We start from the raw sequence: 13,845 nt of genomic DNA on the forward strand, positions 1-13,845 counted from the left end.
GACTGCTGTATTACCCGAGCGAGACGTTCGACCAGGCGTCATTCGAACAATCTCGGTTCCTGACAAATACTCTTCTGTCAGAAAGTGATTGAAACCGGGTTATCGCCCAGAGTATACCGTGCTCAACAAAGACTCCCCACTCAGATCACATCGTTCCCGAACTCATCCGCCAGCAGAATCCATGTCATAAAAGGTGATACATTGCGTTGCCGTAGCACGTTCGAACGGTCAGTGAGTCATCGTCACAGCCGTAGAACGAGCCGGATGAAGCACCTGTGTTGCCTCTACGAATGATTATGTCACCTGAATGCATTCTCCTTGCAAGTTACACCTAATATCGATCAATGAACTCCTCGCTACTGGACGGTACGAATGGACGAGTGGAGCGAGGGCCAAGTGGGCGAACACGCTGATATGTACACCCCTCGTATGAACGAATAATTCCGACGCACCGTCATGGGACGCAGTCGTTTATCGACTTTATGCAGACGTATCTTCAGGACCATCCAAAACGTTGCCCGGCATGTGGGAACGTCGCTCGCGCCCGCTCGGAGTGGAGAATAGAAAAGCGCGATGAGGACGGCCTCCACTTCGTGCATACTTGCCCACGGTGTGGTGCAGAAGACGTCATGTTTCTCGATCTCGCCCCAGAACACGAGCGAAATTGGCGGTAGGAAGTGCTACGCCTCGAGTGTAACTCACATAATGAAAACTCTGGGAGTTGTGAAAATGTCGGCCCTTCATGGCTCTGAAGGGCGATATATTACTCATGCTACAATCGTACGTGCTCCAACTAGGTGTCCCGGTGTTCCTTGAGGAGACGGTTGCGAAGATCGTCGCGTTTCTCCCCCGTCTGGTAGGAGCGCTCCTGGTCCTTCTGATCGGCTGGGTCCTCGGAGTTGCCGCCGCCAAGGTGGTTCGGAAGGTAGCGGACCGGGTCGAGCTCGACCGGGTGGTGTTCGAAACGCCGATCGGACGCATACTGGGAGGAACTGAGGCCGCCGTCTCGAACGCGTTCGGGACGCTCGCAAAGTGGTTCGTCTATGCGCTGGCGATCCTCGCCGCTGCAAACGTGCTCGCGATTTCGCTGCTGTCGGAGTGGATCTCGACGACGGTCTCGTATCTCCCGGCGTTCATCGCCGGACTGTTAGTCGTCGTCCTCGGGTTCGTCGTTGCGGACTTCATCGGTGACGCCATCATGCGGACCCGGGCAGCCACCCAGACCGAATACACCTCGTGGTTCGCGAAGGGCACGCGGATGTTCCTCTACTTCACGGCGATCGTGATCGGGCTCGACACGATGGGCGTCGATGTCGGCATCCTGTTCGTCTTCGCCAACGCGTTAGCGTGGGGACTCGCCGCGGCCGTCGCGATCGGCATCGGCATCGCCGTGGGATGGGGCGGCCACACCTACGTTGCAGAGAACATTGATCGCTGGATGGGGCGCGTACCGCCGGGACGCCGACGCCGCACAACTCGCCCCAGGCCGACGGCGGTGAGCAGACTCCCTCGGACGGCGGAGAGTAATGCGTAGCTATCGACTCACCAGCGTCTGGGGCATCCCCATCCGGATCAACATCTCGCTGATCGTCTTTCTTCCGATTCTCGCGTGGTTGATCGGAAGTGGGCAGCAGATCGCCCTCTACGCCGGGATCATCGATGGATTGGCCGGGTCCACACTCGACGTTGCCGTCCTGCGCCAGGGCGCGACACCCTGGCTGATCGGAGCGGCAGCGGCGCTCGGTCTGTTTGTGAGCGTGACCATCCACGAACTGGGTCACTCGTGGGTCGCGCTCCGGTACAGACTGACAATCGAATCGATCACCCTCTGGATCTTCGGCGGTGTCGCGAGCATGACGTCCATGCCGCGCGAGTGGAACCGCGAGTTTTGGATCGCCATCGCCGGCCCTATCACGAGCGTCCTGCTCGGAGTCGTTTGTTACATCCTGTTGCAGATCATCCCAGCGTCGCTCCCCATTGTACTGTTCGTCGTCGGCTGGCTCGCCGTCGCGAACGTGACACTGGCCATCTTCAACCTCGTTCCGGCGTTCCCGATGGATGGCGGGCGGGTCTTTCGGGCGCTGCTCGCTCGGACACGGCCGTACGGGCAGGCCACCCGGGTCGCCGCACGTGTCGGCGTCATCTTCGCCCTGGTGTTCGCCGTGATCGGCGTGTTCTCGTTCAACGTCATCCTCCTGTTCGTCGCCCTGTTCATCTACGGAGCGGCGACCTCCGAGTCACGCACGACGGCACTCGAAGACTTGCTCGTCGGAGTCACCGTCGCGGACATCATGACGCCCGATTCACGCACTATCTCGGCCACTTCGACAGTCGCCGAGTTCGTCGACCAGATGCTCGTCGACCGGCGAACCGAGTTCGGCGTCACCGACGAGGCGGGCGCCACTGTCGGTATCGTCTCACTGCAACACCTGAAGGACGTCGGTGAGCGCAACCGTGAAACCACTCCGGTTGCCGACGTAATGGCCGAAGAACCGCTAACCGTGCCGGCGACGGCGGACGCCTTCGACACACTCGCCGAACTCGGCACCACGAAGACGTCGTACGCCCTCGTCGAGGAGGATGGCGCAATCGTCGGGATCCTCTCGCAGGCCGATTACGCGGGCGCGCTCGAACTACGGCGGGGTATCGGGACGGTTGGCGAACGCGAACAGTCTATGCCGATGACTGGGACCGGTGACGTATCTGCCTCCGGGCGTTAGTGTAGATATGCGTTCGAGCCCCTCGGAACACACTACATCATGTCTATTCTCGGGATTCATGCGACCCGAGATGTGGTAACTGTATGCAAGAATCCACGATCGACGTGACGTTCGGAGCGACGAAACCAAAAAGCGACGGACCCAAGACCAAACCGGTGAGGAGTTCACCGACAACCGGTGCGAACCCCAGTCGATCAGCTACCATTCCAAGCGTATGCGCAACGGCCAAGACGAGCGTCATCCCGGCGAGAAACGTGAGTAACCAACCCGCCTCCACGGCCATGGGTATATTCACACTCCGTGGGTTAGTCAGTCACAGATTCGTCTTCCTCATCCATCGTCCTTAGATAGTCTTCGAATCCCTTGTCAGTGAAAACCGTCACTCGTCCGTCCTCTTCGCTGAGCGTGATCGCCGCGACAACTTCCTCGCGGGTCGCGGTTTCCAGAGAGCTCATGTGGCGAGTACCCATCCATTCCGTATAGGGAAGTTCGTTGATCCGTGCCTGTTCGGCCGTTAATAACTGGTTGACCCGGACCATTTCCTCTTGGATCGTACCGTCGTTGTGGATGACGACTGCGCCGTCGCAGGAAAAGGCAACTCCTCGTGCTGTCTCAAGGAGTGCATCGGTTTCATCAAATACACTCGCACAGTCCTCAACCGGCCACCGGTTCGTTCCCATTGGATCCGTGAACCCGGCTACTGAATCACGCTCGACGACGAAATAGAGACCCGGTCCCCGGGCGTAGGGGTCGTCCCATCGCTCGAACCCGCGACTGATGTCCTCTACACACCCCTCGATCCTATCCAGCACCGCGATAATGTCCGAAGATTCGTGCTCCGAAGCCGTTGTTCTCATACTCTCTACGAGGTTGGTCATTCGGAGGTACGTTGGGCTGTCAGGTGGATAGTATCCCCGAATTTTATAGCGGTGCGGATTTTGATTATCCGGGTGAAAAACTCACGAATTTTTGGTCGTCCCACCTTACTAGGGTTGTGGAGTACGAAATCGGAGCAAACGAATCGGTGAGTACGGCCGTCGTGCGCGCGGTAAGCGCCGTGGAGGGACGGGAACCCTGTTCCCTTCGACCGCTGGCGTACGTCCTCGACACGGATGCTCTGGATACGCTATTTGAGTCTCGGTCGAACGGTCAACCCAGAACTGGTGGCTGTCTCTCGTTCATCTACTGTGGCTGTCGCGTCTCCATCGACAACGGTGAATATCTCACCATTGAACCGCTCGAAAAACCTCCCCGAGCATCTACCGACGGACAGTCGCACGGTAGCGGGGTTGCCGATTAGGCCCATAGTCGCAGCCAGTCAGATCACTGCTTTGGATCACGAACGGTCAACAATCCCTGTGCCATGAGGCGGCGCGCGATCACGACGAGACCATTCCCGAATCCCTCGCCGAAGACCGCTCGTTCCTCCATGGTGGTGGGCATGATCGAACTCACCAGGATCGTCGATCGGTCAATCAACAACAACCGGCCGATCGCCGTCTCGTCTTCGGTGGCGTTCTCGCCGTGAAGCCACTCCAGCCCAGAGATGAACGTCGTGGCGTCCGGCACGGCCGTTTGAATCCGTTCCTGAAGGGTCTCGGTCAACGCGCCGATGAGCAGATCAATCCCGTTGCTGACCTCGTTGAGGGTATCGATAAGATCCTCAGTCAACAGTGACTCGTCGCCCAGTACGAGCACGATCTCGTCAGCGGCCTCCCCGACGAGGTCGTTCGTCCGATTCTCGATCGCGTCCCGGCCGGTCATCGCCCATACTTGTTGGACGGGGGATTCGTCATCCTCATCGACGATCTCGACGGTGTCTAGCGCGTCGTGGAGTCGCTCGACGCGAGCCTCGTATTGATCCCGGAGCGTCTCTGTGGCCTCTTCAAGCGGGACGGCGCGGAACTGCTGCGGGCTCGAATGCTGGATCTCGACGAGACCTTGCGCTTCCAGCATCCGAATCGCATCATACACGCGTGTCCGAGGCACTTCGGTCATCTCGCTGAGTTGCTTTGCCGTCCCAGAGTGTAAGCGCGATAACCCGACGAAGCACCTCGCCTCATATTCCTTCAAACCGAGCTGTTGGAGAACTTCAACCGCGTCCTCCAAATTCTGGTTCGTATCCATGTGTCCCAACTCCCCGGATAGCCCGGGAATTGATTGGGCGTTGGTCACCGGGACAGATAGGCATTGTCACTGTGGCTATGACTCGGCGCGACGTTGAAATGCGTAAAACCGGCCAAATAAGTAGGCTTCATCGACGCGACAGTGGTTGGCAAATGCTACTGTAACTTTCTCAGTTACAACAAATGAATTAGCTATTCAGGTCATATAGAGCCCATAAATGAGACGGATTGGATTGTAACCCGTTTAATCACAAAAAGTATAACCCTGTAAGACTCTATCTCTCTACTGATACGCAGCCGAGTACTGTGGCCCAACCACCTTACCTCGGCGTGCCGACCTACCGCCTCGCGTGGCAGGTTCGAGAGGGCGAGGCAAACCAGAAATCTGATGAGTAGCGATCCTACCGGAAGCCCAGAGGCGACCGCCGTCGAGCAGCTCGAACACTTCGGACTGAGCACCTATGCGGCCCGGACGTTCGTAGCGCTCGCCAGCCTCGGTACGGGAACGGCCAGGGATGTAAGCCGGGTGTCGGAGGTACCCCGCACCAGAGTATACGACGCCATCGACGAATTACACGACCGCGGACTCGTCGATGTTCTGCAGTCGTCGCCCAAGCAATTCTGGGCCATTTCAGCCGAAACCGCCAGTCGAACGTTCGAACACGAACTGCAATCTCGCACAGAGATGCTGCGGACAGCCCTCAGCGAACTCGAACCCGTCGAGCGACGAGCCGAACAGCGCGGTGTCTGGACCGTCGATGGACAGATCGCGGTCACGGAGCGTGTACGAGAGTTCTTCGCCAGCGCGGAGGAGGAAATTGTCTACATGACCGTCGAGGACCTCCTCACCGAGGATCTGATCGAAGGATTAGTCGAAGCGGCGAATCGGGGGGTTTCGATCAAGCTCGCGGGCGTTTCCGCGGAGGTGCAGGACCGTATTCAGGATGCCATCCCCGGAGCGACGATGTTCGAGTCGCTCTGGGTCTGGTCGGATACCTCCGCCGGTCGGCTCATGATGGTGGACGGACGGAAGACGCTCGTGAGTGCCCTCGTCAATGACGAGGATGCGAGCCCAACTGATCCCCGGTCGGAGACAGCCATCTGGGGGGAAGGCGAGACGAACAGTCTAGTCGTGGTTTTGAAGGCAATCTTCACGTGGGAGTCGGGGAGAGCGGCAAACCAGACATACGGCGATACTCGCTTCTTCGAGTTACAAACGTTCATTGGGATGGTTGGGTGTGGGACGCCGCAGGGCGCTGCTCGATTCAAATTCCGGCGAGGCGAGGACTATGGACCACATGGAGACACGCATCTCAGAGCGGTCAAACAGTTCGATTCGAGGGATCTGATCGACGGATTCCACGACGCGACTGAGCAGTTGGTCTCACAAATTCAGTCCGAGTCGTCATTTCGTCGCCCAATTACAGCAGCTATAGACGTTACGACGATCCCGTACTACGGCGACGTTGACGGGATGCCGATGGTGAGTGGTACGATGAATAACGAAGAGAGAGCGTTCAAATTCGCCACGTTGTGCGTCGTCGAACGGAATATCCCATTAGTCCTCGCAGTAGAACCAGTTCGAGAAAGTTCACCGTGGGATGAGAACCCGCCGAGCCAGATCCACCGCGTTGTCCGCCGGCTCGTCCAGCGGGCGAAAGAACACGTGCCGATCGAGATGGTACTGTGTGATCGGGAGTTCGACTCGATGAGAGTGTTTCAGACGCTCTCGAACCTCGATGTGAACTACCTCATTCCAAAGCGCATCACCAGCTCCGAACGCGAGGTGATAGAGCAGATGGAAGAGTACGATCAGGAAGTCGCTGTTGAATCGGCGTCCGTCCATGTGGAGGCAGGGTCACACCCGATGCAGTTTCTGTACGTCCCGTCGACGAGTGGTGAGGGAACAACCGTCTTCGCGACGAATCTCCGAGTCGGGCCGGATGAAGCCGAGACGTTCTGTCGGCGGTATAGTCGTCGCTGGCAGATCGAGAACGAGTATAAATCCATCAAAGGCAACTTTCTCGCGAAGATTTCCTCGAAGGACTACCGCATTCGCTTGTTCTGCTTCGTGTTCGCGGTGCTCTTGTACAATATCTGGCGGCTTACGGACTTCCTGCTGAAAGCGGGTGTCGACGGGGAGATGGACTACGCGCCGGTCCTGACCGCGGGCGAGTGTGTCGAGCTCGTTGCCTCGGCGTTGATACCGCCTGACTGACCGACTGTCTCCTGCTGGGTTCGTCGCTTGGGAGTGGCGACGCTCTGTAGGAGCACCAAAATCCGCGCGATTTCACATGCTCGTTCGATCGTCTTGCCTCGGGAGAGCAGGATTCGACCAAATAGTTGGGAGAAGTACCTCAAACCAGCGAAGATTCGGCCCGGATCTGACCTATCCTCCGAAACTGTGGGTATCCAACCTATTCCGAAGGGGATACCTTCGACCCTCGGTTGGGGAATTCGATATTGTCCGATTGTCTCGGCATGAGCGCGGGTGTACCGCGTCGGATGGCACCCCGTACGGGGTCGAACAGGGGAATAGTATCGTGCGCCGATTCATCCCACGACTAACGTCGTGGGCGTTCTCGGCTAATCTCTGTAATCGTCCCAGACTTCACCTACTCGGTCATCTACGCGCTCAAGAACAGAGTCCATTACGACGACAAAATTGGCTGGAAAGTCTCGATTAACAGCGTCTTCGGTACGTGCGTTCGGTGGTTGATGGAAGTGGTCTCGGGAATTATGCGGATTGTCGTGCCGATCCCACCGACACATCCACGCCGTTCCACCTCTATCCTCCCGGTACGTGATATTGAAATCGCCGTTCGTGTAGACACGGATCTCAAATACAACCTGTTGAATTGTGTCAGGAAAGTACTGAAGATCAAACCGTGCTACGACCGATTCCGGACGCTCGTGCGGAAAGACAGCGACAGATTCAACGAGTGAGAGCGTCCCCAATCGACGAGCAATGTGACGCAACAATGTCTCATCGAGTGTTTTCTCGGTATCGTCGCTCATCGATTAGCTGAATTGAGGCGCTACGCCCCCTTCCTCAGCGAGCGCCCGAAGGGGCGAGTAGGGCGGGGTAGTTCACGCGGACGCCTGTGTGGTGCTGTTGTGGTTCTGTCGCGCCTGTTCGAGTTCTTCGATTCGCCGTCGAACGGTTGTCCACTCTTGCAGTTCCGACCAGACATCCTCGACATCAGCATAGTCTGCATGATCAAGCGCATCCACGTGGTCGGGCCCCTCTACATCGTATTTTTCGCGGTAGTTCCGCTCTTTTTCGATCTCCGTTTGTAATCGTTGTTCGAGTTCATCCATGGGGAGCCCGCGTAGCCGATGAATCCGCCGCCATCGAAAGTACTCCTCGTCGCGGACGAATTCATCTGGAGCCTCGTTAGTCTGTCGTACCATTCCAATTTCCGTGAACCACTGCAGGTAGTCCCTAGCAGTTTCCTTCGAGACATTTGCTCTCTCGGCAATCGCAGCAACTCGTGTTGGTTCATACAGCTGTAGGGCAGTGGTGTACACCCGATCTCGCGTTGACTCGTCGTCCCACGTTTCTTTCCATTCCTCAGCAAGACTTGGCGGAGTGGGTGGGTCGTTGTCTGGGGTCATATCCTGTTCTTCGCGCTACTACAGCATATATCTTACCTGCGCTTAAAATATTGTGCACCAAACTGTGGCGTGTGTCCATCTCAATCGAGCACGGAAATCGCCTGGATCGGGAGATACGTCGACATTGATCCCGCTGACTGGGAATACCGGTTCTCGCTCGACTCCGTCGGCGCCGGCCTCGTAGGTCTCGTTGTCTACCTCGTTCTCTACGGCGCGGCGATAGCCGTCTACGCCTCGTTTTTGGGGTTGGAGCCATCGATCGAGCCAACGTCGCTCGGTATCGACGAGGCACCGGTGTGGGCTGCAGCGTTACAGAAGTACAGGAGAAAGCCCACGACTGTAGTCGTGTGGAGGATGTCAATTCTTGTGGTCAACGGCGTCGTGGTGCCGATAACAGAGGAACTTGCGTGGAGGGGTGTGATCCAGACCGCACTCACGGACACCTACGGAACCACTATTGCCATCGTTGTGACAGCAACGGCGTTCGTCCTAAAACACCTGTTCGTCGATCTGTCGGCTCCGTTGTTTAGTGGCTTCGGCTTGCGGTCACGCTTATTGGCTGTACTCTGTGTTTGCGATCCATTATATTCATACTATCTCAATCATTAATTTACAATATCGGAAGATAATAGTAGTTCATTACCATGATGAGTCATATGGTACGAAATGACGTACCCCGAAGCAAAGACGCACCAAAAAAAGGACTGAAACTCTCACGACGTGATCTGGCCCATGTCATGGGAACCAGTGCATTGGCGGCAGTGTCACTTGGTGGAGTCACCGGTCTACCCTCGGTCAGCAAAGTGGTGTCCGCAACGGATTCAGTGTCCGACCAATGGCGACCTAAATATCACTTTTCGCCAGCCAAAGGCTGGATGAACGATCCAAATGGACTTGTCTATCACGACGGCGTCTACCACCTGTTTTACCAGGCCGGCGAAACTCGTCGTCGCTGGGATCACGCCACAAGTACGGACCTAGTCACCTGGACCGAACACGGAACCAAAATTCCTGCCACTTCGTCGATTCAGGCCTTTTCAGGCGGTGCGGTCACCGACCATGAGAACACCGCTGGCTTTGGCGAAGATGCACTCCTATGCATGTATACGGGTCACCACGACGATGGGACCGAAGACCAACGCATCGCGTACAGCACGGACAATGGCGAAACCGTGCATAAATACGACGGCAACCCAGTGATTCCGAGCGATGTCGGTGATTTCCGCGACCCGAACCCGTTCTGGTATGACTCGGATGAGAGCTGGCGTATGGTAGTCAGCCGGGTTCAGCCAACCGACGGTCGACCAGCAGGCATCGAGATCTACAGTTCAGAGAACTTCGTTGACTGGGCCTACGAGAGCACCTATCGGTCAGGTGTCGAGGGATGGGAATGTCCGAGTCTTATCGAACTGCCGGTTGAGGGAGCAAACGAGACGCGGTGGGTTCTTCCAGTGTCGCCGATGGAACCTCGGTCGGTTGAATTCCATGTTGGTCACTTCACTGGGACCGACTTTATCGCGGAAAATGTCGTCAGGGCGGATTATGGGGATGATTTCTATGCGACGCAATGTTGGGGGAATACACCGACTGAGAGGGGCTTGAACATCACGTGGATGAACAACTGGGAGTATGCGATGGAGGGGCCGAATCCAGGATGGCGAGGTGCAATGACGGTTCCAAGAACTGTAACACTCAAAGAGAGGGGAGAAACAACCGACGTACGACAACACCCCGCCGATGAGATCACTGCCACACGAACTAAGACACTGGTTGAACTGGACTCAGAGATAATCACGCCAAGTAAAGACCCACTTGCAAAACAGGACGTTGAGGAGCGCACAGTCGAACTTATTGGAACTATCGATCCGCTGAGTAGCGATCGAGTTGGACTCCGAGTTCGGGAAGGCGACACTCAAGAGAGCGTGATCAGCTATGACGTTGTGGGGGAAGTTTTACACTTCGACCGGACAAATGCCGGTGAATTCTTCGATGCTGAGTATTATGGAACGTCGTCCATGCCGATGGAGCCACTTGACGATGGAACCATTGAACTTCGCGTTCTGATCGACCGCTGCTCGATTGAAGTGTTTGCAAATAACGGTCGTCGAACAATGACGAACCTAGTCTACCCAGACTGGAACAGTACCGGAATTTCCCTCTTCGCCGAAGAAGGGGCTGCGAAGGTAGAACACCTTATCGCGTACGAGCTATCTGACAACCAATAATCGATCAACCAGGAAGGCGGCATCGCCTTCCCGAGGATCACATAGGCACTAAAACATCTGAACTCTTGTAACCACTATACAGCCAACGTGAGTGGCCTTCCCGAGGTAAAAATAGATTGTAGAACGCGAAGCGATCTTACGATAAATACGGGACTGCCACTGCCATACTAGTATGAGATAGAGAACTATCGCTAGTTCCCATATAAAAATCCTCGAAAAGAAGGCGTATGCCCCCTCAGTTGCCTTCGAGGATAGAGGGCAAAGCCGCCGTCTTCCCAGGTGTCCCTCGTCGGTTACGACGAGAAGGACGCTTTGTTATTTTCCGTTACTGCTTCCGCTCGAAGCACCGACAGAGGGCAGGAAGTGACCGTCGTTAAGTTCTGCGACAATCTTCGTCTTCATTCCATTGAGTTGGAGCTTCAGACTGGGAGCGAGCGTCCCACCAAAGAGCTCTTTCTGCTCTTCTGGGGGGAGGTTCCCGACTTCTTTGAGACTGATTGCGCCTTGCGAGGTGTCATCGAGACCACGGAAGTTCTCGAAGCTCTCAACCAAGATGTTATCTCCGTGCGGCATAGCGAGCCACGAATACGCTTGGAACGGTGCTTCTTCAGGATTTGCGATAACCAGTCCACTCTCGTTAAGCGGTTCGTAGTCACCGTACAGCGAATCACCCACGAACCCGTATAGCGCGTCAGGGCCATCTAATCCGGGCGCAAAGGTGAACTGGTGGCTGATAGTGAACAGGTACCACTTGCCGTCGTTAAACACGAAGTGAGGGCGCTCAAGCTGCTGATTGGTCCCGATCGCTTCGAGCACGGGGGGTAACAGCTCCCACTCGGTCAACTCATCGTTCGTCGCTCGCATGACGCCAACGTTTCCATTAAAGCTCTGCGGATCGCTTGGATCCGTACTCCCTGTTGGCGTGTTCGCCTCGAACACCACCAGATCTTCACCAGACTCGGGATGCTTGAAGTACCAGGGGTCACGGAACGCGTAGACGATACCTTGATCCCTCGACTGTTCGAGGGTCTGGTACATCTCACCGTCGGGCGTCCCCATGATGACGTGTTCTTGCTCGCCGGTCAGTTCGACGCCATTTGGACTCGTCTCAATCGATGCACCGATGCCGAGTGCGGGACGCTGTCGGAACTCTGGCTCGGGACTAACGGCCGTGTAGAAGTGGTAAATTTGCTCCTCTGTTGGATCATACATTGCGGAGCCAGCCCATTGATGGTGGCCAAGCGGCGTATCGAATGCTTTGCCACCCTCTTGCCAACTCTTTCCGTCTCGCGAGTAGAAATACCGAATGGTCGCTGCGTTGTGACGGGCGCCAGGCACAAGGTCACTGGGCGCTGTCAGAGAGAAAATAATCTGCCAGCCATCAATCTTCACGATGGAACCATCGCGGTTCCGCAGGGGCCACGTGTCCCAGATCCAGTAATCATCGGAAATGGAGTTGGGATTGTCGCTAATTACCGGGGCGGTGGTATCGTCAGTCAGCTTGATCTGTTCTGCTTCTTCACGTGTCCATTGGTCGGTTTCACTTGGTTCAACTGCAACCGCAGAACCACTCACGGATGAGAGTCCTAGGCTGGCGACACCGAGGCCAGCGGCCGTTTTCATGAAACGACGTCGGTTCGTCTTCGGCGAGTCAGTCTCGTCGAACATTGCGCTCAGAACTTTTTACTACTGCTTGAATAAATTTCTGGCGAGAATGTTGATTATAGAGAAAAATATTGCTTATGGATATCACCAGACATAATTTACAAATAGTGTGGACTAGCTAGGTGAAACTGTATAATTTATTAAAATTATATACAATCAGTATACTAACTGATTCTGTCTATCTCTCAGCAGTTATGACCACGTCATACGCCACGGAGGGCCACCGCAGGACGTCTCACGTAAGATCGTGTATACACTTCACAGATCAATTGGGTTGAAGAGTAACGGACGTCGCTTCGTAATCTTCAATAATCGCATTTTGTCCTCCAACACTTACCTCACCTACATCGGTCTCAAGATAAAGACTAGTTTCCAATGTGTACTCGTTTGTTGTCGGCTCAATGAGTGCCTGACGAATCTGGCTTACGTTCCCAGAGATTGTCTCTCCGCTCGTTGTGTCGATCTCGGCCCAGAGATCGGTGTCTGCTTTCTGATGCAGCATCGCCTGAAAGACTGCCTGCCGGAACCACTCAAACGTCTTCGGGAGTGGATCTGGATCAGTAATGAACACCTCCGTGCCTGCTGGCCAGTAGGCGCTAAAGTACACTCCATGAACTGACCCCGCAAGATGCCGTTCAGAGACCGCAACGCCATCTCCTGAATCATGATTTCCCGATAGTAATTGAGCATCACCGATCAAGGCAGCTTGACTTATGGATGGATTCGTCGACTGGGTGTCTGTTGCGTAAAGGAACAATATACTCTCACTCCAACAGCGGACAACATTCGCAGCTCCTGCAAAACGCTTCCTGGCTTCGTCGAGGTCGTCGACATCCTGGACGAAGAGAAAGACGAGGAGATCTCGTTCGATCGCAGCTTGGAGTTCTGCTTCAATTTCCGGATACACATGTTCTGGAATGGCAACAATGACCTCTCGCTGTGCATTTGAGATTGCATTTCGAAGCCGTTTGAGTGCGGTCTCCTGGGACTTTACCATCTTCAGCTCGGGCGTCTGCGGCTTCGTGTCGTTAAACCGGTCTGTAAGGATTGGTGTTATCGAGCCGATTCGCTCTGTGAGATTTGCCATTGATTTCTTCGGCGGGATTGCACGGGTCGTCTTCGGCGACGCGTGATCGTTGACACGCACGAAGCCGCGGTCTTCGAGCCGAGCGGTAATGTTGTAGACTGCCTGTTGTGAGACATCGGCGTCTTCTGAGATGGTGCTCGTTGTTGCCTCCCCTCGAGACAAGAGAGCGAGATACACATCGATCTCCTTGTCCGAGAAGCCGAAGTCGCCTAGCTCCTCTCTGAGCATTGGCCCGTCTTTCTCGCCGTGCTGAGACATATGCTGGGAATTGGGGTTCATCGATAATTTGACTGTCCATTCATCCCGGGAGTAGTTGGTACGCAGGCAGTCCAATGGATAAGCCATCTCAGTGATGAGCCACGGATTTCTGGGTTTGAGGGGTTGGAGAGGTCAAACTGCGATGA

11 protein-coding genes and 1 pseudogene are annotated in these 13,845 nt (G+C 55.6%); 7 read left to right on the forward strand and 5 right to left on the reverse strand.

Translation table 11 applies throughout. The annotated features are described in order from the left end of the window. The first annotated feature begins 769 nt into the window (after window positions 1–769). Together C3L37_RS19520 and C3L37_RS19525 are read left to right on the forward strand one after the other, a co-directional pair. The gene (locus tag C3L37_RS19520) at window positions 770–1,534 is read left to right on the forward strand and encodes a mechanosensitive ion channel family protein (RefSeq protein WP_129116361.1); all 765 of its coding nucleotides are present in this window, start codon (window positions 770–772) and stop codon (window positions 1,532–1,534) included. Then, entirely contained in the window at window positions 1,527–2,720 is a 1,194-nt protein-coding gene (locus C3L37_RS19525; protein WP_129116227.1) for a site-2 protease family protein, read from the forward strand. Before C3L37_RS19520 ends, C3L37_RS19525 begins: the two co-directional genes overlap by 8 nt. A gap of 305 nt (window positions 2,721–3,025) precedes the next feature. On the opposite strand, the gene C3L37_RS19535 is transcribed toward C3L37_RS19525, so the two are convergent. Further along, window positions 3,026–3,598 carry a diadenylate cyclase gene (locus C3L37_RS19535; RefSeq protein WP_129116228.1) on the reverse strand — a complete coding sequence of 191 codons (573 nt, stop codon included), beginning with the start codon at window positions 3,596–3,598 and terminating at the stop codon, window positions 3,026–3,028. A 146-nt stretch (window positions 3,599–3,744) separates the two neighbouring features. Between C3L37_RS19535 and C3L37_RS19540 the strand changes: the two genes are divergently transcribed. Beyond that, a complete protein-coding gene (locus tag C3L37_RS19540) occupies window positions 3,745–4,020 on the forward strand; it encodes a HalOD1 output domain-containing protein (RefSeq protein ID WP_228546396.1) in 276 nt (91 codons plus the stop codon). Window positions 4,021–4,043: 23 nt separating this feature from the next. Here C3L37_RS19540 and C3L37_RS19545 read toward each other — a convergent pair whose 3' ends face one another. Continuing rightward, entirely contained in the window at window positions 4,044–4,847 is an 804-nt protein-coding gene (locus tag C3L37_RS19545; protein WP_129116362.1) for a TrmB family transcriptional regulator, read from the reverse strand. A 387-nt stretch (window positions 4,848–5,234) separates the two neighbouring features. On the opposite strand from C3L37_RS19545, the pseudogene C3L37_RS25140 reads away from it, so the two are divergent. Together C3L37_RS25140 and C3L37_RS19550 are read left to right on the forward strand one after the other, a co-directional pair. Beyond that, window positions 5,235–5,474: pseudogene (locus tag C3L37_RS25140) on the forward strand (TrmB family transcriptional regulator); the annotation flags it as partial. A 198-nt stretch (window positions 5,475–5,672) separates the two neighbouring features. Next, window positions 5,673–7,064: a transposase gene (locus tag C3L37_RS19550; RefSeq protein ID WP_228546397.1), complete on the forward strand. Its 1,392-nt coding sequence runs from the start codon at window positions 5,673–5,675 to the stop codon at window positions 7,062–7,064. 872 nt (window positions 7,065–7,936) lie between these two features. Here the strand turns inward: C3L37_RS19550 and C3L37_RS19555 are convergent. Then, the gene (locus C3L37_RS19555; RefSeq protein WP_129116231.1) at window positions 7,937–8,464 is read right to left on the reverse strand and encodes a DUF7342 family protein; all 528 of its coding nucleotides are present in this window, start codon (window positions 8,462–8,464) and stop codon (window positions 7,937–7,939) included. Between the two features lie 69 nt (window positions 8,465–8,533). Here C3L37_RS19555 and C3L37_RS19560 point away from each other — a divergent pair, with 69 nt between their 5' ends. Then, entirely contained in the window at window positions 8,534–9,073 is a 540-nt protein-coding gene (locus C3L37_RS19560; RefSeq protein ID WP_129116232.1) for a CPBP family intramembrane glutamic endopeptidase, read from the forward strand. A gap of 47 nt (window positions 9,074–9,120) precedes the next feature. Further along, complete coding sequence (locus C3L37_RS19565; RefSeq protein WP_129116233.1) at window positions 9,121–10,689, forward strand: glycoside hydrolase family 32 protein; 1,569 nt, start codon at window positions 9,121–9,123, stop codon at window positions 10,687–10,689. 315 nt (window positions 10,690–11,004) lie between these two features. On the opposite strand, the gene C3L37_RS19570 is transcribed toward C3L37_RS19565, so the two are convergent. Both C3L37_RS19570 and C3L37_RS19575 read right to left on the reverse strand, forming a co-directional pair. Continuing rightward, the gene (locus tag C3L37_RS19570; RefSeq protein WP_228546375.1) at window positions 11,005–12,357 is read right to left on the reverse strand and encodes a glycoside hydrolase family 68 protein; all 1,353 of its coding nucleotides are present in this window, start codon (window positions 12,355–12,357) and stop codon (window positions 11,005–11,007) included. Window positions 12,358–12,619: 262 nt separating this feature from the next. Next, window positions 12,620–13,669: a TrmB family transcriptional regulator gene (locus tag C3L37_RS19575; RefSeq protein ID WP_228546376.1), complete on the reverse strand. Its 1,050-nt coding sequence runs from the start codon at window positions 13,667–13,669 to the stop codon at window positions 12,620–12,622. Between the last annotated feature and the right edge of the window lie 176 nt (window positions 13,670–13,845).

Source organism: Halegenticoccus tardaugens (genome assembly GCF_004116405.1).
GTDB classification, from domain to species: domain Archaea; phylum Halobacteriota; class Halobacteria; order Halobacteriales; family Haloferacaceae; genus Halegenticoccus; species Halegenticoccus tardaugens.